This window comes from Microbacterium sp. LB12 (genome assembly GCF_037150835.1).
In the GTDB taxonomy this organism is placed as follows: domain Bacteria; phylum Actinomycetota; class Actinomycetes; order Actinomycetales; family Microbacteriaceae; genus Microbacterium.
This window is the reverse complement of the sequence record NZ_JBBCPF010000006.1, coordinates 122,650-141,112: the sequence shown is the minus strand read 5'-3', so window position 1 is coordinate 141,112 and position 18,463 is coordinate 122,650. Positions and strand designations below refer to the sequence as shown.

General features: G+C 68.6%; 17 protein-coding genes. 8 read left to right on the top strand and 9 right to left on the bottom strand.

The genetic code is table 11. The features are described from left to right. Positions 1 to 2: 2 nt before the first annotated feature. From pgl to tkt, 6 genes are read right to left on the bottom strand one after another with little or no spacing between them, the layout of a single operon-like run. The gene (pgl, locus tag WFM69_RS12255; protein ID WP_337005035.1) at positions 3 to 782 is read right to left on the bottom strand and encodes a 6-phosphogluconolactonase; all 780 of its coding nucleotides are present in this window, start codon (positions 780 to 782) and stop codon (positions 3 to 5) included. Positions 783 to 787: 5 nt separating this feature from the next. Next, positions 788 to 1,723, bottom strand: a complete 936-nt coding sequence (locus WFM69_RS12250; RefSeq protein ID WP_337005033.1) for a glucose-6-phosphate dehydrogenase assembly protein OpcA — start codon at positions 1,721 to 1,723, stop codon at positions 788 to 790. Next, the gene (gene zwf, locus WFM69_RS12245; protein WP_337005031.1) at positions 1,720 to 3,270 is read right to left on the bottom strand and encodes a glucose-6-phosphate dehydrogenase; all 1,551 of its coding nucleotides are present in this window, start codon (positions 3,268 to 3,270) and stop codon (positions 1,720 to 1,722) included. Before zwf ends, WFM69_RS12250 begins: the two co-directional genes overlap by 4 nt. Positions 3,271 to 3,291: 21 nt before the next feature. Next, positions 3,292 to 4,899 (bottom strand): glucose-6-phosphate isomerase, encoded by a 1,608-nt coding sequence (locus WFM69_RS12240; RefSeq protein ID WP_337005029.1) that lies wholly within the window; start codon positions 4,897 to 4,899, stop codon positions 3,292 to 3,294. Next, complete coding sequence (gene tal / locus WFM69_RS12235) at positions 4,896 to 6,008, bottom strand: transaldolase (protein WP_337005027.1); 1,113 nt, start codon at positions 6,006 to 6,008, stop codon at positions 4,896 to 4,898. The genes WFM69_RS12240 and tal overlap by 4 nt, the downstream gene beginning before the upstream one ends. Next, the gene (gene tkt, locus WFM69_RS12230; RefSeq protein WP_337005296.1) at positions 6,005 to 8,116 is read right to left on the bottom strand and encodes a transketolase; all 2,112 of its coding nucleotides are present in this window, start codon (positions 8,114 to 8,116) and stop codon (positions 6,005 to 6,007) included. Before tkt ends, tal begins: the two co-directional genes overlap by 4 nt. Before the next feature lie 236 nt (positions 8,117 to 8,352). Here tkt and WFM69_RS12225 point away from each other — a divergent pair, with 236 nt between their 5' ends. Then, the gene (locus tag WFM69_RS12225) at positions 8,353 to 9,273 is read left to right on the top strand and encodes a heme o synthase (RefSeq protein ID WP_442928417.1); all 921 of its coding nucleotides are present in this window, start codon (positions 8,353 to 8,355) and stop codon (positions 9,271 to 9,273) included. A gap of 75 nt (positions 9,274 to 9,348) precedes the next feature. On the opposite strand, the gene WFM69_RS12220 is transcribed toward WFM69_RS12225, so the two are convergent. Then, positions 9,349 to 9,789, bottom strand: coding sequence for a hypothetical protein (locus WFM69_RS12220; protein ID WP_337005023.1), 441 nt, complete (start codon positions 9,787 to 9,789; stop codon positions 9,349 to 9,351). Between the two features lie 66 nt (positions 9,790 to 9,855). Further along, positions 9,856 to 10,962, bottom strand: coding sequence for a COX15/CtaA family protein (locus tag WFM69_RS12215; protein WP_337005021.1), 1,107 nt, complete (start codon positions 10,960 to 10,962; stop codon positions 9,856 to 9,858). Positions 10,963 to 11,195: 233 nt separating this feature from the next. Here WFM69_RS12215 and sufB point away from each other — a divergent pair, with 233 nt between their 5' ends. The 7 genes from sufB to WFM69_RS12180 all read left to right on the top strand — a co-directional run bounded on the left by sufB (position 11,196) and on the right by WFM69_RS12180 (position 17,872). After that, positions 11,196 to 12,614, top strand: coding sequence for a Fe-S cluster assembly protein SufB (gene sufB, locus WFM69_RS12210; RefSeq protein ID WP_337005019.1), 1,419 nt, complete (start codon positions 11,196 to 11,198; stop codon positions 12,612 to 12,614). A gap of 1 nt (position 12,615) precedes the next feature. After that, the gene (gene sufD, locus WFM69_RS12205) at positions 12,616 to 13,821 is read left to right on the top strand and encodes a Fe-S cluster assembly protein SufD (RefSeq protein ID WP_337005017.1); all 1,206 of its coding nucleotides are present in this window, start codon (positions 12,616 to 12,618) and stop codon (positions 13,819 to 13,821) included. Then, a complete protein-coding gene (locus WFM69_RS12200; protein ID WP_337005015.1) occupies positions 13,818 to 14,144 on the top strand; it encodes a non-heme iron oxygenase ferredoxin subunit in 327 nt (108 codons plus the stop codon). The genes sufD and WFM69_RS12200 overlap by 4 nt, the downstream gene beginning before the upstream one ends. 3 nt (positions 14,145 to 14,147) lie before the next feature. Next, positions 14,148 to 14,918, top strand: coding sequence for a Fe-S cluster assembly ATPase SufC (sufC, locus tag WFM69_RS12195; RefSeq protein WP_337005013.1), 771 nt, complete (start codon positions 14,148 to 14,150; stop codon positions 14,916 to 14,918). 9 nt (positions 14,919 to 14,927) lie between these two features. Beyond that, positions 14,928 to 15,257: a metal-sulfur cluster assembly factor gene (locus WFM69_RS12190; protein WP_021200756.1), complete on the top strand. Its 330-nt coding sequence runs from the start codon at positions 14,928 to 14,930 to the stop codon at positions 15,255 to 15,257. A 93-nt stretch (positions 15,258 to 15,350) separates the two neighbouring features. After that, positions 15,351 to 16,505 (top strand): MalY/PatB family protein, encoded by a 1,155-nt coding sequence (locus WFM69_RS12185; protein ID WP_337005010.1) that lies wholly within the window; start codon positions 15,351 to 15,353, stop codon positions 16,503 to 16,505. After that, positions 16,502 to 17,872 (top strand): MFS transporter, encoded by a 1,371-nt coding sequence (locus WFM69_RS12180; protein ID WP_337005008.1) that lies wholly within the window; start codon positions 16,502 to 16,504, stop codon positions 17,870 to 17,872. Before WFM69_RS12185 ends, WFM69_RS12180 begins: the two co-directional genes overlap by 4 nt. On the opposite strand, the gene WFM69_RS12175 is transcribed toward WFM69_RS12180, so the two are convergent. Then, the gene (locus tag WFM69_RS12175; protein WP_337005004.1) at positions 17,835 to 18,419 is read right to left on the bottom strand and encodes a TetR family transcriptional regulator; all 585 of its coding nucleotides are present in this window, start codon (positions 18,417 to 18,419) and stop codon (positions 17,835 to 17,837) included. The genes WFM69_RS12180 and WFM69_RS12175 overlap by 38 nt on opposite strands. Between the last annotated feature and the right edge of the window lie 44 nt (positions 18,420 to 18,463).

The window sequence follows — 18,463 nt, the reverse complement described above, 5'->3', positions numbered from 1 at the left end:
ACTCAGTAGGTCTGGTCGATCAGATCGGCCGACACCTCGGAAGAGGCGGCCTCATCGACGAAGAACACCGTGCGCTTGCGGCCCTTTGCGCCGGCCGCCGGAACACTCGTGTAGCTGGCGCCGGCGAGAGCGAGCCCCAGAGCCGAGGCTTTGTCGGCGCCCGTCATCACGAGCCACACCCGCTTCGACGAGTTGAGCACCGGACGCGTCAGCGTCACACGCTCGGGCGGCGGCTTGGGGGAGTCGCGGACGGCGAGCACGGCGGCATCCGTCACCGTCACCTCGTCGCGATCCGGGAACAGCGACGCGATGTGCCCGTCGGGGCCGACACCGAGGAAGCACACGGCGAACGACGGCCAGGGGTGCTCGTCGGTGCCGAATCGGGCGAGCTCGGCTGCATAGGCCGCCGCCGACTCGTCGAGGCTCAGCCCGCTGTCCGGGCCGGCGACCTCATGCACGTTCTCCGCCGGAACGGGGATGTGATCGAGGAGTGCCTGCCGGGACTGCAGCGAGTTCCGGTCGGCGTCGTCGCGGGGGACGAACCGCTCGTCGCCCCACCAGAAGTGCACGAGCGACCAGTCGGTCTCACCCGCCCGAGGATGCTCGGCCACGGCGCGCAGCACCGCACCGCCCATCGACCCGCCCGTGAGGGCGATGTGCGCGATCCTGCCGTTCCTGGTGCGCGCGCGGACGCGCGTCAGGAAGCGGTCGGCGACTCGGGTGGCCAGCGCGGTCGGAGTGGCTTCCACCACGACCCGCTTCTCTGCGGATGAAACCGGCATCGACGTCACTCTCCTGTCTCGGGCGGACCCAGCTTCTCCCAGCCCTCGGTGATGACTCGACCGTACAGGACGTCGGGGTCCAGTCGTCGCAGCTCCTCCGCGAGGCACTCGCGGAGCGTGCGCCGCGGCAGGTGCAGATCGTGGTTGGGCTGGTTCGGCTGCGTGAGGATCGCGATCCCCGGAGAAGGGCGTTCGAGCAGGATGTCGCCCGAGGCCCGCGTCAGGCGTACGGACTTGATGCCCTCCTGCCAGTGCTCCGGATCCTCGTACGACCAGCGCACCGGCACGTCGAGGGCCATCTGCAGCCAGGCGGCCAGCAGCGCCGTCGACGGAGACGCGGATGCCCCGCGCACCTCGACGGCGGTGATCGGCTCGAACGGCGGCTGATCGAGGACCGCGGCCAGCTGCTCGCGCCAGTGCGTGAGACGGGTCCAGGCCAGGTCGGTGTCGCCAGGAGCATGCGTGCGTCCGAGGAGCGCGAGTCGGTCCCGGACGTCGGGGGAGGTCGCGGCGTCGGTGATGCGGCGCTGGGCGATGCGGCCGAGCGGCGACGCCGCCGGTGAGGTCGGTGCCTCTTCCGGCCACCAGGCGACGACCGGGGCATCGGGGAGGAGCAGTCCCGTGATCAGGCTCTCCTCGTTGCTCGCGGCATCGCCGTACGCCCGGAGCACGACGACCTCGCTCGCGCCGGCGTCCCCGCCGACACGGATCTGGGCATCGAGCCGGGATTCGCCGTCACCGGTGGTGAGCACGATGACGCGCATCGGGTGTTCGCGGGAGGCGTCGTTCGCCGCGTCGATCGCCGCTTCGGCGACACCGTTGCGGGCGGAGATGACGAGGGTGAGCACACGTCCGAGGGCGACGGCGCCGCCCTCCTCGCGCACCTTGACGAGCTGCTTGGCGACCTGGCTGACGGTCGTGTCGGGAAGATCGATGATCACGGGCGTCTCCAGACTCGTCCGTCGCGGGCCAGGAGGTCGTCGGCGGATGCCGGACCCCACGAACCGGGTGCGTACTGCTCAACCGGGCCGCCGACGGCCGCCCAGTACTTCTCGACCGGGTCGAGGATCTTCCAGGACAGTTCGACCTCTTCATGTCGGGGGAAGAGGGGAGGATCGCCCAGGAGCACGTCGAGGATGAGGCGCTCGTAGGCCTCCGGGCTCGCCTCGGTGAACGCGTGGCCGTAGCCGAAGTCCATCGTGACGTCGCGCACGTTGGTGCCGCTGCCGGGCACCTTGGAGCCGAAGCGGATCGTGACGCCCTCGTCGGGCTGCACACGGATCACCAGGGCGTTCTGTCCGAGCTCCGAGGCGTTGCCGCGTCCGAACAGGTGTTGCGGGGCACGCTTGAACACCACGGCGATCTCGGTGACGCGCCGGCCGAGGCGCTTGCCCGTGCGCAGGTAGAACGGCACGTCCGCCCAGCGGCGCGTGTCGATCTCGAGCTTGATGGCCGCGTACGTCTCGGTGGTCGAGTCGGGGTTCATGCCCTCCTCGTCGAGGAAGCCGGTGACCTTCTCGCCGCCCTGCCACCCGCCCGCGTACTGTCCGCGTGCCGTGGCGAGGGAGAGGTCGTCGGGCACGTGCACCGCGGCCAGGACCTTCTCCTTCTCCGCCCGCAGGTGCTCGGCGGAGAGGCTGATCGGCTCCTCCATCGCGGTCAGCGCGAGCAACTGCAGCAGGTGGTTCTGGATCACGTCGCGGGCTGCGCCGATGCCGTCGTAGTACCCGGCACGGCCGCCCACGCCGATGTCCTCGGCCATCGTGATCTGCACGTGGTCGACGTAGTTGCGGTTCCAGATCGGCTCGTACAGCTCGTTCGCGAAGCGCAGCGCCAGGATGTTCTGGACCGTCTCCTTGCCGAGGTAGTGGTCGATACGGAAGATCGAGTCGGCAGGGAAGGCCACCTCGAGTGCCGCATTGAGCGCCCGAGCGGATTCGAGATCGTGCCCGAACGGCTTCTCGATCACGACGCGACGCCAACGCTCGTCGTCGTCGCTGTTCTCGCCGACGAGTCCCGACTCCTTGAGCTGCTTCGCGACGAGCGGGAAGTCCTTCGGCGGGATCGACAGGTAGAACGCGTGGTTGCCCATCGTGCCGCGTTCCACATCGAGCTTCTCGATGGTCTCGCGGAGCTTGCGGAACGAGTCCGGGTTGTCGAACTCGCCCGACACGAAGCGGATGCCCTGCAGCAGCTGGGTCCACGTCTCCTCGCGGAACGGCGTGCGGGCGTGCTCCTTGACGGCGTCGTAGACGACCTGGGCGAAGTCCTGGTCTTCCCAGTCTCGGCGGGCGAACCCGACCAGGGCGAACCCCGGAGGGAGGAGACCGCGGTTGGCGAGGTCGTAGACCGCGGGCATCAGCTTCTTGCGTGAGAGGTCTCCGGTGACGCCGAAGATCACCAGGGCGCTGGGCCCGGCGATCCGGTTGAGTCGGCGGTCATCGGGGTCACGCAGCGGGTTGTGCCCGCGCGAGATGGGAACAGACATCGGTGGGGGATTCTCCTGCTGTTACTTCTGTGCGGCTTCGAAGAGGGCGAGCACGTCGTCCGAGGACTCGGTGATCGTCAGCGTGACGACGGGCCGGCCATGCTCGGCGAGCACCGCCGCGTCGCCGGCGGCCTGCGCCTGGATGAGCTGTCCGAACGTGAACGGACGGTCCGGGATCTCGAGGTCGACCTCGGTGCGCTCCAGGATCTGCAGGAAGACGCCCTGCGCGGGACCGCCCTTGTGGTACTGACCCGTCGAGTGCAGGAACCGCGGCCCCCATCCGAACGTGGTCGGGCGACCCGAGTCCGCCGCGACGAGCTCGCGCAGCCCCTGGAGCTGCGAAACCTCGAGGCGGTTGACGTAGGCCTGGATCGAGACGTATCCGTCGGCGGGGAGCTGCGCCCAGAGTGCATCGAGCACACCTTCGACGGTGCCGGACGCCGCGAGCGACGGGTCGGACACACGGACCTCGACGCCGTTCTCCACGAATGCCGGCGCGGTGGGCTCCGGGCGGGCGTCGAGGAGTCCTCGGGCCGCGACCTTCGCCGACTCGACGTCGGGCTGATCGAACGGGTTGATGTGGAGCAGGTGCCCCGCGATCGCGGTGGCGTACTCCCACACGATCAGCTGTGCGCCGAGCGTGCCGCTGACGAGGATCTCGCCCTCGTGGCGCTCGTGGAGGTGGAACTCGTTCGCGTCGTCGACCAGGCGGACGATCTGCAGGTCAGCGGGGACGGGGTCGAGTTCGGGGGAGACCGGGAGCAGGACGACCGGCAGGATACCGGTGCCGTCCTTGCCCGTGGACTCTGCGATGAGCTGCTCTATCCAGTCCGGGAGGCCCTTGATGTGAGTGCCGTCGGTGATCAGTCCGAGCTTGTCGCGCCGCGGGTTCGTCGCCGCGATCGCCGCGCCCAGACGGAGCGCCGGGTTCTCAGCCGAATCGACGGCGACCTCGAGCAGTGAGGCCTCGGCCTCGTTCAGCAGCTCGTCGATGTCGACCCCGGCGAGACCCGACGGCACGAGTCCGAAGGCCGTGAGCGCCGAGTAGCGGCCGCCCACGTTCGGGTCGGCGTTGAAGACCCGGTAGCCGGCCTCGCGTGCGGACACGTCGAGCGGCGAGCCCGGGTCGGTCACGACGACGATGCGCTCCACCGGGTCGATGCCGAGATCGCGGAACGCGGCCTCGAAGGTGCGGCGCTGCGAGTCCGTCTCGACCGTCGAGCCGGACTTCGACGAGACCACCAGCGCGGTGTCGGCGAGGCCCTCATCGAGGGCGGCGAGCACCTGTCCCGGTGCCGTCGAGTCGAGGATCGTCAGCGGCACTCCCGCGGTCTGCGCGATGACCTCGGGAGCCAGCGAGGAGCCGCCCATGCCGGCCAGCACGATGCGCGTGACGCCCTTGGCGTTCAGATCGGCGCGCAGGGCGACGATCTCGGCGACCAGCGGGCGCGAGACCGATACGGCCTCCACCCAGCCGAGTCGGATGGCTGCTTCCGCTTCCGCGGCGGGACCCCACAGGGTGGCGTCTCCGCCGGTGATCCGCGAGGCGATGAGGTCGTGGACGAGTGCGGGCACCGTCTCATCGATCGCGGCTCGCGCGGCACCGGAGGTGTGGATCGAGAAAGTCATCGCTGGGACTCCAGAGCCTCGGCGACCTGCGTCAGCAGATCGTGCCACGAGTCGATGAACTTCGCGACGCCCTCGTCCTCCAGCACCTGGGTGACGTCGGCGAAATCGACGCCGACCTCGGCGAGACCGGCGAACACCGCACGGGCTTCGTCGTAGCCGTTCGTGATGGTGTCGCCCGTGACGACGCCGTGGTCGAAGGTGGCCTCGAGCGTCTTCTCCGGCATCGTGTTGACGACGCCGGCTGCGACGAGCTCCGTCACGTAGAGCGTGTCGGGCAGCGCCGGGTCCTTGACGCCTGTCGATGCCCACAGCGGACGCTGCAGGTTCGCACCCGCATCGACCAGGGCCTTGGCGCGGTCGCCCGCGAACGTCTGCTCGAACAGTTCGTAGGCGAGCCGCGCGTTGGCGAGGCCGGCCTTGCTCTTGAGCGCTTCGGCGTCGTCGGTGCCGATGGCGCTGAGGCGCTTGTCGGTCTCGGTGTCGACGCGGGAGACGAAGAACGAGGCGACGGAGTGGATGGTCGACAGGTCGATGCCTGCGGCCTTCGCGGTCTCGAGACCGGTCAGGTAGGCCTCGATGACCTCGGCGTAGCGCTCGAGGCTGAAGATCAGCGTGACGTTGACGCTGATGCCGGCGCCGATCGCCTCCGCGATGGCCGGGAGCCCCGCCTTGGTCGCCGGGATCTTCACCAGGAGGTTGGGGCGGTCGATCTTCGCCCACAGCTCCTTGGCCTGCGCGACGGTGCCCGCGGTGTCGTGCGCGAGATCGGGGGAGACCTCGATCGAGACACGGCCGTCCACGTGGGCGGATGCCTCCCACACGGGGCGGAACACGTCGAGGGCGGCGGCGACGTCCTGCGTGGTGGCGGCGAAGACCGCCTCCTCGGCGCTGGCGCCGGAGGCGGCGAGCTCGGTCACCTGCGCGTCGTACGACGTGTCGTTCTTGTCGGTGATCGCGTTGGCGAAGATCGTCGGGTTGGTCGTGACGCCGACCACGTTGCGCGAGGAGATCAACTCGGCGAGGTTGCCGGAGGCGATGCGCGTGCGGGAGAGGTCGTCGAGCCAGATGCTGACGCCTGCGGCCGCGAGCTGTGCGGTGGGGGTGCTCATGCGTTCTCCTTGGTGCTGTTGGCCGCGATGGTCTCGCGGGCGGCCGCGATGACGGCCTCGGTGGTGATGCCGAACTTCTCGAAGAGGGTCTTGTAGTCGGCGGAGGCGCCGAAGTGGTCGATGCCGACCGAGCGACCGCGGTCGCCCACGATGCCGCGCCACGTGAGGACCGAGCCCGCTTCGACGGACACGCGAGCGGTGACGGCAGCCGGCAGCACGCTCTCGCGGTACTCCGCGTCCTGCTCGTCGAACCACTCGAGCGACGGTGCGGACACGACGCGCACGTTCACGCCCTCCGCGGCGAGTGCTTCGCGCGCGTTGACAGCGAGCTGCACCTCGGAGCCGGTGGCCACGATGATCACGTCCGGGGTGCCGTTCGGCGCCTCGGCGAGCACGTAGGCGCCCTTGGCGGCGTTGTCCGCCGACGCGAAGGTGTCGCCGGAGGCCGCACCCTCGCCGCGCGCGAACACCGGGATGTTCTGGCGGGTCAGGGCGATGCCGGCAGGGCCCTCGTGGCGGCGGAGGATCTCGAGCCAGGTGGCGGAGGTCTCGTTCGCGTCGGCGGGTCGCACGACCGTGAAGTTCGGGATCGCGCGAAGCGTCGCGAGCTGCTCGATCGGCTGGTGCGTCGGGCCGTCCTCGCCGAGCGCGACGGAGTCGTGCGTCCAGACGAAGATGCTCGGGACGTTCATGAGTGCGGCCAGACGCACGGCCGGGCGCATGTAGTCGCTGAAGATGAGGAACGTGCCGCCGAATGCGCGTGTCGGGCCGTGCAGCACGATGCCGTTGACGATCGCGCCCATGGCGTGCTCGCGGATGCCGAAGTGCAGGACGCGGCCGTAGGGGTTGCCGGACCATTCGTGGGTCGACCACTCGGCCGGGATGAACGACGGCGCACCCTTGATGGTGGTGAGGTTCGACTCGGCCAGGTCGGCCGATCCGCCCCACAGCTCGGGCAGCTCGGCGGCGAGGGCGTTGATGACCTGACCGGAGGCGGCGCGGGTCGAGACCTCCTTGCCGGATTCGAACACCGGCAGTGCGGAGGTGATGTCCGCAGGGAGCTCGTGTGCCTCGAGGCGGTCGAGCAGGGCCTTCTTCTCCGGGTTCGCCGCAGCCCAGGCGTCGAACGACTCCTGCCAGGCGGCGCGGGCGTCCGAGGCACGGGCGGCGAGGCCACGGGTGTGCGCGATCACATCGTCGGCGACCGCGAAGGTCTGCTCGGGGTCGAAGCCGAGGACCTTCTTGGTGGCGGCGAGCTCATCGGCGCCGAGCGCGGAGCCGTGGATCTTGCCGGAGTTCTGCTTGCCGGGCGACGGCCAGCCGATGATGGTCTTGAGGATGATGAGCGACGGCTTCGAGGCCTCGCCCTGCGCGGCCTCGATCGCGGCGTTCAGCGCGGCGATGTCCTCGACGTACTCGCCGGTCTTCTTCCAGTCGACGACCTGCACCTGCCAGCCGTAGGACTCGTAGCGCTTCGCGACGTCTTCCGTGAAGGCGACGTTGGTGTCGTCCTCGATGGAGATCTGGTTGGAGTCGTAGATCGCGATGAGGTTGCCGAGCTGCTGGTGGCCCGCGAGTGAGGAGGCTTCACTCGTCACGCCCTCCTGCAGGTCGCCGTCGCCGGCGATCACGTACACGAAGTGGTCGAACGGGCTCGTGCCCGCGGCGGCCTCCGGGTCGAACAGGCCACGCTCGTAGCGGGCCGCGTACGCGAAGCCCACGGCGGAGGCGAGACCCTGGCCGAGCGGGCCGGTGGTGATCTCGACGCCCTTCGTGTGGCCGTACTCCGGGTGGCCGGGGGTCTTGGAGCCCCACGTGCGCAGTGCCTTGAGGTCGTCGAGCTCGAGGCCGAAGCCGCCGAGGTAGAGCTGCACGTACTGCGTGAGAGAGGAGTGCCCGACCGAGAGGATGAACCGGTCGCGACCGAGCCAGTCGGTGTCGGTCGGGTCGTGGCGCAGCACGCGCTGGTAGAGGAGGTATGCGGCGGGAGCGAGGCTCATCGCGGTGCCGGGATGACCGTTGCCCACCTTCTCGACCGCATCGGCCGCCAGGATCCGGGCGGTGTCCACCGCACGTCGATCGATCTCATCCCACTGCAATTCCGACACGTTCATGCCCTTTCCGACAGTTTCGAGGGCGCCCGTATTCCCTGGCGCATCCGCAACCTCCCTGGCGCATCCCGCACCGTCGCGGAGACGGGTGGGGGAGTGTGCGCAGCGCCGGGCGCGCGAGTGCCTTCAGCATAGCGAAGGTGACTGTCGTGCTACGCGGACGGGCGGCGCGGATGACGTCATCGCGTGTCATAGACTGGAGAGGTTGTCCGGTAATGTGCGCGGAGGAGGCGATCGAGATCTCGACGATGTCTGATCAGACCGTGAGGAAGTCGTCCATCGGTCGCACTGTCAGGGCCTATGTCACGCTGACCAAGCCGCGGGTGTTGGAGCTTCTGCTCGTCTCGACGGTGCCGGTGATGTTCCTTGCCCAGGGCGGTATGCCGAACCTGTGGCTCGTGCTGGCGACGGTCATCGGCGGGTCGCTGAGCGCCGGGTCGGCCGCCGCGTTCAACATGTATCTCGACCGCGACATCGATGCCCACATGCATCGCACCGAGAACCGTCCGCTCGTGACGGGCGAGGTGAGCCCGCGCGGCGCCTTGATCTTCTCGTGGACGCTCGCCGTGGTGTCCACCCTGTGGCTGCTGGCCACGACCAACTGGCTCACCGCCGCACTCTCCGCGGCCGCCATCTTCTTCTACGTCGTGATCTACACGATGATCCTCAAGCGTCGCACCGAGCAGAACATCATCTGGGGTGGCATCGCGGGCTGCTTCCCGGTGCTGATCGGCTGGTCGGCGGTCACGGGATCCCTCGACTGGCCCGCGTTCATCCTGTTCCTCCTGGTCTTCCTGTGGACGCCGCCGCACTACTGGCCGCTGTCCATGAAGTACAAGGACGACTACGAGGACGTCGACGTGCCGATGCTGGGCGTCACGCGCAATGCGTCGCAGGTCGGGCTCCAGGTCATCCTGTACGCGTGGGCGACCGTGGCCTGCTCGCTGCTGCTGGTGCCGATCGCCGGCATGGGGCTCGTCTACACGGTGTCTGCTCTGGTGTTCGGCGGATGGTTCATCTACGAATCGCACCGCCTCTACAACCGTGCCGTCCACGGCACAGAGGCGCGCCCGATGCGTGTGTTCCACGCATCGATCACGTACCTGACGCTGATCTTCGTGGCGGTGGCGATCGATCCGCTGCTGCCCTTCTGATCCGGCTGGATCGAAACGAAGGAGCGGCGCCGATTCCTCGGCGCCGCTCCTTCGTTCTTTCCTTCTCGTCGTCGATCAGCGGGTGATGGACGGCTGTGTCTCGTCGGTGTCGGTCTCCGATGCGTCCTTGTTCTCGGTCGCGGCTGCGTCGTCAGTCGTCTCGATGACGGGGGCGGCGGGGGTCGGCTCGACCTCGGTGGCTGTCGTCTCGTCTGCGTCGGCCGTCCAGTCGATCGCCTCGACGACCGTGGGGGCGGCAGCGGGGACGAGCGCGCGTGCCGCGACGAGCGCGAGGCTCAGGAGGATGCCGACGATGCCGGCGCCGAGCACGCCTGCACCCACCACGACGAGCGACTGGCCCACGTAGACCTCCACGCCGGTGGCCGTTCCTGCGACCAGCGTGGTCGTCATGGTCCCGATCTGGTTGGCGACCAGCCATCCGCCGACGGCCGTCGTCGCGAGCGACACGACGAGGAGGAGCCAGAAGCCGATGCTTCGCGTGAGTGACTTGTTCATGTCGCCCACGATTCCCGATGCGCTGATGAGTCGGCGATGCGAAGCCTATGTATCGACTGTGTGCGCTCAGTCCGTGGTGAGGGCGGGCCGCTTGAGATGCAGCACGACGACGGTGTAGGTCGCCGCCGACAGCGATGCCAGCACCATGTGGATACCGACCAGCACGGGCGGCAATCCTTCCCGAGCCTGCCAGACGCCCACCCCGACCTGGACGGCGATCGCTACCACGAGCACGAGGAGCCAGCGTCGCGGCTCGAGACGCAGCACCCATGCCGCGATCGTGAGGAACAGCACGAGTGCGGCGAGGATGTAGCCGGGCCAGGAGTGCACATGTGCGAGCACCGTCGCGTCGAAGCCGTGGCGCTGCACATCGGCGTCGCCGGAGTGCGGGCCCGATCCGGTGGTCAGCACACCGAAGAGGATCGTCACCGCGAGGGCGAGCCCCGTGACGTGCGTCACCGCGGCGAACCACGCGGGGACGGCGCGCTCACGCGGACCGGGAGCGGCCTTGAGCCGCACCAGGAACGCGGCCGTGATGCACACCAGCAGCAGCGAGGTCGTGTAGTGGAAGCCGACGATGAACGGGTTGAGCCCGGTGAGGACCGTGATCCCGCCCACGAGCGCCTGCGCGACCACGCCGATGAGCACGAGCCACGCGAGGAGGGTCAGGTCGCGGCGCCCGGGCGTCGTCCGCACGGTGTGCACGGCGGCCGCGATGACGGCGAGCAGCAGCACGCCGAGGGCGATGGGCGAGGACGGCACGTGGAACAGCGTGGCGATCGCGAAGGCGATTCCGGCGGCGAGGATGCCCCCGGCGGCATACCAGAGCGACGTGACCAGCGCCCGCTTGCCGCTGATCGTGTGCAGCACCAGGAGGACGACCACGAGCGCGATGATGCCCACCACTCCGGTCATCAGGCGGTTGCCGAACTCGATCAGTCCATGAACGCCCTGATCGGCATAGATCGGGACGAGGGAGCCGGGGGTGCACAGCGGCCAGTCGGAGCAGCCGAGCCCCGAGCCGGTGAGGCGCACCGCGCCGCCGGTGCCGATGATGATGGTCTCGCTGAGGAACGACAACCAGGCGAAGATCGTCAGCGCGCGTCCCCACAGAGCAGAACGCGGGGAAGCCGTTCGCGTCGTCGAGGAGGCGGGGATCATCGTCTCGGGCATAAGTCCTCCGGACCGCGCGCGACGCGGCGGGCATGGCCCGTCTGTCAGGCGGAACCTGTAGAATCGGATTGTTGCGATGAGCGCTGACAGCGCTGAAGCATCGTCAACAGTTTAGGCGCGATGGAAGCGCCGGTGATGAGGGCCCACCAACGGCACCCGCTCCCGCAGACTCGACGGGGATGAGGTGTGTCGGGGCGGATGACACCGTTTGGGACCTGTGAGGAGAGTGTTGGATGTCGGATGTGCTGATCGACCGCCCGGAGCTTGACGGTCTGGGGGTGTACGAGTTCGGCTGGCACGATGAGGACGCCGCGGGCGCCATCGCGAAACGCGGAATCTCGGAAGAGGTCGTCCGCGGGATCTCGACCCTCAAGAACGAACCCGAATGGATGCTGAAGACCCGTCTCAAGGGGTATCAGCTCTTCGGACGCAAGCCGATGCCGACCTGGGGCGCCGACCTCAGCGAGATCGACTTCGACAACATCAAGTACTTCGTCCGCTCCACCGAGAAGCAGGCGCAGAGCTGGGAAGACCTTCCCGCCGAGATCCGCGAGACCTACGAGCGCCTGGGCATCCCCGAGGCCGAGCGTCAGCGCCTGGTGGCCGGCGTCGCGGCTCAGTACGAGTCCGAGGTGGTCTACCACCAGATCCGTGAGGACCTCGAGGCGCAGGGCGTCATCTTCATGGACACCGACACCGCACTGCGCGAACACCCCGAGTTCTTCGAGGAGTACTTCGGCACGGTCATTCCCGCCGGCGACAACAAGTTCGCCGCGCTGAACACGGCCGTGTGGTCGGGCGGATCGTTCGTGTACGTCCCGAAGGGCGTGCATGTCGAGATCCCCCTGCAGGCGTACTTCCGCATCAACACCGAGAACATGGGCCAGTTCGAGCGGACCCTGATCATCGCCGACGAGGACAGCTACGTCCACTACATCGAGGGCTGCACGGCCCCGATCTACAAGTCGGACTCGCTGCACTCGGCGGTCGTCGAGATCATCGTGAAGAAGAACGCCCGTGTGCGGTACACGACGATCCAGAACTGGTCGAACAACGTCTACAACCTCGTCACCAAGCGTGCCGTGGCCTACGAGGGCGCGACCATGGAGTGGGTCGACGGCAACATCGGCTCCAAGGTGACGATGAAGTACCCGTCGATCTACCTGATGGGCGAGCACGCCAAGGGCGAAACGCTCTCCGTGGCCTTCGCCGGTCCCGGTCAGCACCAGGACGCCGGCGCGAAGATGATCCACATGGCCCCCTACACCCAGTCGTCGATCGTCTCGAAGTCGATCGCACGCGGCGGCGGCCGCGCCGGATACCGCGGTGAGGTGCGCGTGGATGCCGCGGCGCACCACTCGGCCAACACCGTGCGCTGCGACGCCCTGCTCGTCGACACCAAGTCCCGCTCCGACACCTACCCGGCGATCGACATCCGTGTCGACGACGTGCAGCTCGGTCACGAGGCCACGGTCTCGAAGGTGAGCGAGGAGCAGCTGTTCTACCTGCAGTCCCGCGGCATGCCCGAGGACGAGGCGATGGCGATGATCGTGCGCGGCTTCATCGAGCCGATCGCGCGGGAGCTGCCCATGGAGTACGCGATGGAACTGAACAAGCTCATCGAGATGGGCATGGAAGGATCGGTCGGCTGAGATGACGGCCCAGACGACGACGCCCACCGCGTCGCACTCTTCGAGCGCGCACGTGGACCCCGCCGCCCAGGTCGCGGACGCCGGTTTCGTGCCGGTGCAGACCCGATCGGAGCGCCCGCATTCGTTCGAGCCCGGCGACTTCGGTGCCCCCACCGGCCGCGAGGTCAACTGGAAGCACACGCCGATCGCGAAGCTCAGCGGACTGTTCGCTGACGAGCCCGGTGACGCGGACGCCGTCACCTACGGGCTCGATGCGGTCGAGGCGCTCCTCGAGCCCTCCGCCACGGAGGACGGCCCCTACGGCGAGTTCTTCCGCCCCGAAGACCTCCCGAGCGCTCTCGCCTGGAAGCACGGCCCCCGTGGTCTGCACATCCAGCTCCCGGCCGAGGCCGAGCTCGACGAGCCGGTCATCGTCCCGATCGTGGGCACGGGTGCCGACAACCGCGCGTTCGGACAGATCCTCATCGAGGCGCTCCCGCACTCCCGCGGCACCGTCGTGCTCGATCACTCGGGTGCGGCGCAGTACGCGCAGAACGTCGAGATCATCGCGCGGGACGGCTCCCACCTGACGGTCATCACGCTGCAGCGCTGGGACGACGACGCGGTGCACGCGGCGGCGCACCAGGCCACGGTCGGCGCCGACGCCACGCTCAAGCACTTCGTGATCAGCTTCGGCGGCGGTCTCGTGCGGGTGAACCCGAGCGTCGAGCTCACGGGTGCCGGTTCCGAGGGCTACCTCTACGGACTCTCCTACGCCGACGCCGGCCAGCACCTCGAGAGCCAGGTCTACCTGCACCACAAGGGCGCGCACACCAAGGGCGACGTGCTCTACAAGGGTGCGCTGCAGGGCCAGAGCGCGCACAGCGTCTGGATCGGCGACGTGCTGATCGGCCCGGATGCCACCGGCACCGACTCGTACGAGGCGAACCGCAACCTGGTCCTCACCGAGGGCGCGCGCGCCGACTCGATCCCGAACCTCGAGATCGAGACCGGGGACATCCTCGGCGCCGGGCACGCCAGCGCGACCGGACGTTTCGACGACGAGCAGCTGTTCTACCTGCAGGCCCGCGGCATCACCGAAGAAGAGGCACGACGGCTCGTCGTGCTCGGCTTCCTCACCGACATCGTGCAGCGCCTCGGCATCCCCACTCTCGAGACCGAGCTGCTGGCGGCGATCGAGGCGGAGCTCGCCGAGGTGAGTGCATGAGCGCCGAGCGCGTCTGCGGCGTCGCCGACCTCGAGCAGGACACGCCGCTGCGTGTCGAGCCGAGCGGCGTGCCGATCACGGTGATCAAAGACGGCGAGGGAGTCATCCACGCCATCGGCGACACCTGCACCCACGGCGACATCTCGCTGTCCGAGGGCTTCGTGGAGGGCGACACGGTGGAGTGCTGGGCACACGGCTCCGCCTTCTCGCTGCTCACCGGCAAGCCCCAGAATCTCCCCGCATATGAGCCCGTCCCGGTCTACGTCGTCCAGATCGACGGCGACGACGTGCTCATCGATCCGACTGTGATTAAGGAAGTCTGAAGAATGTCTGTTCTCGAGATCCGCGACCTGCACGTGACGGTCGAGACCGAGGCGGGGACCACCCCGATCCTCAACGGAATCACCCTCACCATGAACACGGGTGAGACGCACGCCATCATGGGCCCGAACGGCTCCGGCAAGTCGACCCTGGCGTACACGATCGCCGGACACCCCAAGTACACGGTCACCTCCGGCTCCATCACATTCGATGGACAGGACGTGCTGGCGATGAGCGTCGACGAGCGCGCTCGTGCCGGGCTCTTCCTCGCCATGCAGTACCCGGTCGAGATCCCGGGCGTCACGGTGACCAACTTCCTCCGCACCGCCAAGACGGCGCTCGATGGCGAGGCGCCGTCGATCCGCGGGTGGACGAAGGACGTCAAGGCAGCCATGTCGAACCTGCGCATGGACCCGAAGTTCGCACAGCGCAACGTCAACGAGGGCTTCTCCGGTGGTGAGAAGAAGCGTCACGAGATCCTGCAGCTCGAGGTGCTGAAGCCGCAGTTCGCGATCCTCGACGAGACCGACTCCGGCCTCGACGTCGATGCACTGAAGATCGTGTCCGAGGGCGTGAACCGCGCCAAGGAGGCCACCGGTCTCGGTGTGCTGCTGATCACGCACTACACCCGCATCCTCCGCTACATCCGTCCGGACTTCGTCCACGTGGTCGTCGCGGGCAAGATCGTCGAGGAGGGCGGACCGGAGCTCGCCGACCGTCTCGAGAACGAGGGATACGACCGTTTCCTCGACCCCTCGGCCCCGATCGAGGCGTAGGCTGATCGCATGACAGCGACCCTCACGGACGAGAAGTACGACGCCGTCACCGAAGCTCTCAAGGACGTCATGGACCCCGAGCTCGGGATCAACGTCGTCGATCTCGGCCTCATCTACGACCTTGCCTGGGACGACGAGAACGATGCTCTCGTCATCCACATGACGCTCACGAGTGCGGGCTGCCCGCTGACCGATGTGCTCGAGGACCAGACCGCGCAGGCTCTGGACAGCGTGGTCGACCGCTTCCGGATCAACTGGGTCTGGATGCCGCCGTGGGGTCCGGAGCGGATCACGGACGACGGGCGCGACATGATGCGCGCCCTCGGCTTCGCGATCTGACCTCGCACGAATTGCTGCACCACGAAGCGGGCGCGGAGACGCGCCCGCTTCGCTGACTCCGCACCGTTGCGGGTCGAGACCACGGGAGATCTCATGCTTGAGGTGAAGGCACTGTCGCTGGATGCACTCCGCGAGCGGAGCAGCGAGAAGTGGCGGGAGTATCCCGCCGACGTGCTGCCTCTGTTCGTCGCGGAGACCGACTTCCCGCTGGCGCCGGCGATCACCGCCGCGCTCCAGCGCGCGGTCGAGATCGGCGACACCGGCTACGTGGCCTCGAGGACGCCTCTCGCGGCCTCGTTCGCGGCGTTCGCGCAGCGTCGATTCGGCTGGGAGCCCGAACCTGCACGCATGACCAGCACCGCCGATGTGAGCATGGGGATCGTGGAGATCCTGCGCCGGGTCACGCAGCCGGGAGAGCGGGTCGTGGTCACCCCACCGGTGTACCCGCCGTTCTATGACCTGGTGGCCGAGGCCGGGGCAGAAGCAGAGCGCGTGCCGCTGCGCGACACCGGAACGCGCTGGGAGCTCGACCTCGACGGCATCCGTGCCGCGTTCGAGGATGGTGCGACCGCGATGCTCCTGTGCAATCCACACAATCCGACCGGAACGGTGCACGACCGCGACAGCCTCGCGGCCCTCGCGGAGCTGGCGAGCGAGTTCGGCGTCGCGGTCATCTCGGACGAGATCCATGCCCCGTTGGCACAGCCCGGGACCGGCTTCATGCCGTTCCTCGCGGTGAGCGACGCCGCCCAGCGCGTCGGCTACGCGGTCGTCAGTGCCAGCAAGGCCTTCAACCTCGCGGGACTGAAGTGCGCGCTGATGGTCACTGCCGACGACGAGACCACGTCCGTGGTGCGTGGCCTGCCCGTCGAGGTCGAGTGGCGCACCGGACAGTTCGGTCTGCTCGCGGCGGTCGCGGCGTTCTCGGAGGAGAGCGACGCCTGGCTCGACGGGCTGCTGCGGACGCTCGACGAGAACCGCCTGCTGCTCGAGGATCTCCTCGCCGCGCACCTTCCCGGGGCGCGCTATCGCATCCCGGATGCCGGCTACCTCGCCTGGATCGACCTGTCGGCGTTGGACTGGGGGGACAACCCCGCACGGCGCATCCTCAAGGACGCCAAGGTCGCCCTGCACTTCGGCCCGGCCTTCGGTGCGGAGGGTGCGGGTCATGTGCGGTTGAACTTCGGGACGAGTCCGGAGATCCTCACCGAGGCCATCGAGCGCATCGCGGCGCTCGTGCGCCGATGACCGCCCCGGTCGAGACCGCGACGATCTGGGATCGCCACCGCATCTGGGTGACCCTCGGCGCGGTCGCGCTGATCTTCCTCGCCGCGATCGAGGCTCTCGCCGTCACGACCGTGATGCCGATCGTCAGCACCGCACTCGACGGCGAGGCCCTGTTCGCGGTGGCCTTCGCCGGGACGCTCGCGACGAGCGTGATCGGCATGGTCGCCACCGGTGCCTGGGCCGACGCGCGCGGGCCCCGCGGTGCGCTGTACGTGGCGGTCACCCTCTTCATCATCGGACTGCTGATATCCGGCTTCGCGGTGACGATGCACCAGTTCCTGATCGGACGTCTGGTCCAAGGACTCGGGACCGGCGGGCAGACGGTCGCCCTGTACGTGGTGGTGGCGCGGCTCTATCCGCCGCATCTGCACGGCCGGATCTTCGCGGCGTTCGCCGCGGCGTGGGTCGTGCCGTCGATGGTCGGTCCGTTCCTCGCCGGTGCCGTGGCCGAGTACCTCGACTGGCGCTGGGCGTTCCTCGGCGTGGCCGTGCTCACCGCCGTGGCCTTCCTGATGATCGCGGTGCGACTGCGCGGCGTGGATCTCGGACACGGCGAACCCCAGGATCGACGCGCCCTGGTGATCCGCCTGCTGCTCGCCGTGGTCGTGGCGATCCTCGCCGTCGTGATCGGCTTCTCGGCCGACATGGAGCCGCGGATAGGCTGGCCGGTCGCGATCGGTGCGGTGCTGGCGATCGGCGTCGCCGTACTGCCGCTCCTGCCTCGACGCACGCTGCGAGCAGGGACGGGGCTGCCGAGCGTCGTGCTGATGCGCGGCATCATCGCGGGCGCGTTCTTCGCGACCGAGGCGTACATCCCGTATCTGCTTATGCGGAAGTTCGACTTCTCCGCGACGTGGGCGGGGATCGCCCTGATGCTCGCCGCGCTCGCATGGGCCGGCGCATCGGCGCTGCAGGGGCGCTTCGGGGAACGGTTGGGGAATCACCGGATCACGGTGATCAGTCTCAGCTCTCTCCTGGTCGCGATTCTCTGCGTGCTCACCGCCGCGCTCTTCGACGTGTCGGCGGTCGTCGTGATCCTCGGGTGGGCCTTCGCCGGCGGGGGAATGGGGTTGCTGTACCCGCGCCTGACCGTCTTGACGCTCGCCTACTCGGACGAGACGAACCAGGGCTTCAACTCGTCGGCCCTGTCGATCTCGGATGCCACGGGTTCAGCGGTCGCGATCGCGTTGGCGGGGCTGGGCGTGGCGTCGCTGGGCGGTGAGGTGGGCGCCTTCAGCGTGGTGTTCGCGTTCTGCATCGCCCTCGTCGCCCTGGCGGTGGTCCCGGGTCTCAGGCTCGGACACGCGGCGGAGTCGCCGGAGCGCTGACCTCGCCCGCGAGCGCGGCGACACCGAGGTCGAAGACGCGGTCGAGGCCTGCCGTGACGTCCGCCTCGCCGGCGCCCGCGAGCGCGCCGTGGCTGTCGGCGTGCATGCGCTGCTGCACCAGCGTCGCGTGACCGAGCACGAAGTGCAGGATCGCGACGGCGCGGTCTTCCGGGGCGGTCGCGCCCTCGTCGTGCAGGGCCTCCGCGAGCACCGAGAGCGCGTGCGAGGAGCCCAACTGCAGCGCATAGGTGCTCAGTACCAGCTCGGCGCCGTCGCGGTAGGCGAAGAGGGCGTCGCGGATGCCGCGTGCGGTCGCGAGCGTGCCGGCGTCGCCGCGGGGGATGGGCGCGGTGATCCGGTCGGCGAGGTCGGCGAGCAGCTCCTGCTTGTTGGCGAAGTGCCAGTAGAGGGCGCTGGGTTGCACGTCGAGTCGGGCGGCGATGCGCCGCATGGAGAGATCGGCGAGACCGACCTCATCGAGCAGCGCGAGCGCACTCCGAGAGACGCTGTCACGGTCGTGTCGTGCCGAATTGGTCTCGGGATTCATCCTCCGATTATAGTGAACGTCGTTCAGGTGAACATTGTTCAGGA

Coding starts and splice junctions, on each gene's coding strand:
- pgl (WP_337005035.1), bottom strand. CDS start 782: ATGCCGGTTTCATCCGCAGAGAAGCGGGTCGTGGTGGAAGCCACTCCG.
- zwf (WP_337005031.1), bottom strand. CDS start 3,270: ATGTCTGTTCCCATCTCGCGCGGGCACAACCCGCTGCGTGACCCCGAT.
- WFM69_RS12240 (WP_337005029.1), bottom strand. CDS start 4,899: ATGACTTTCTCGATCCACACCTCCGGTGCCGCGCGAGCCGCGATCGAT.
- tal (WP_337005027.1), bottom strand. CDS start 6,008: ATGAGCACCCCCACCGCACAGCTCGCGGCCGCAGGCGTCAGCATCTGG.
- WFM69_RS12220 (WP_337005023.1), bottom strand. CDS start 9,789: ATGAACAAGTCACTCACGCGAAGCATCGGCTTCTGGCTCCTCCTCGTC.
- WFM69_RS12215 (WP_337005021.1), bottom strand. CDS start 10,962: ATGCCCGAGACGATGATCCCCGCCTCCTCGACGACGCGAACGGCTTCC.
- sufB (WP_337005019.1), top strand. CDS start 11,196: ATGTCGGATGTGCTGATCGACCGCCCGGAGCTTGACGGTCTGGGGGTG.
- sufD (WP_337005017.1), top strand. CDS start 12,616: ATGACGGCCCAGACGACGACGCCCACCGCGTCGCACTCTTCGAGCGCG.
- WFM69_RS12200 (WP_337005015.1), top strand. CDS start 13,818: ATGAGCGCCGAGCGCGTCTGCGGCGTCGCCGACCTCGAGCAGGACACG.
- sufC (WP_337005013.1), top strand. CDS start 14,148: ATGTCTGTTCTCGAGATCCGCGACCTGCACGTGACGGTCGAGACCGAG.
- WFM69_RS12190 (WP_021200756.1), top strand. CDS start 14,928: ATGACAGCGACCCTCACGGACGAGAAGTACGACGCCGTCACCGAAGCT.
- WFM69_RS12185 (WP_337005010.1), top strand. CDS start 15,351: ATGCTTGAGGTGAAGGCACTGTCGCTGGATGCACTCCGCGAGCGGAGC.
- WFM69_RS12180 (WP_337005008.1), top strand. CDS start 16,502: ATGACCGCCCCGGTCGAGACCGCGACGATCTGGGATCGCCACCGCATC.
- WFM69_RS12175 (WP_337005004.1), bottom strand. CDS start 18,419: ATGAATCCCGAGACCAATTCGGCACGACACGACCGTGACAGCGTCTCT.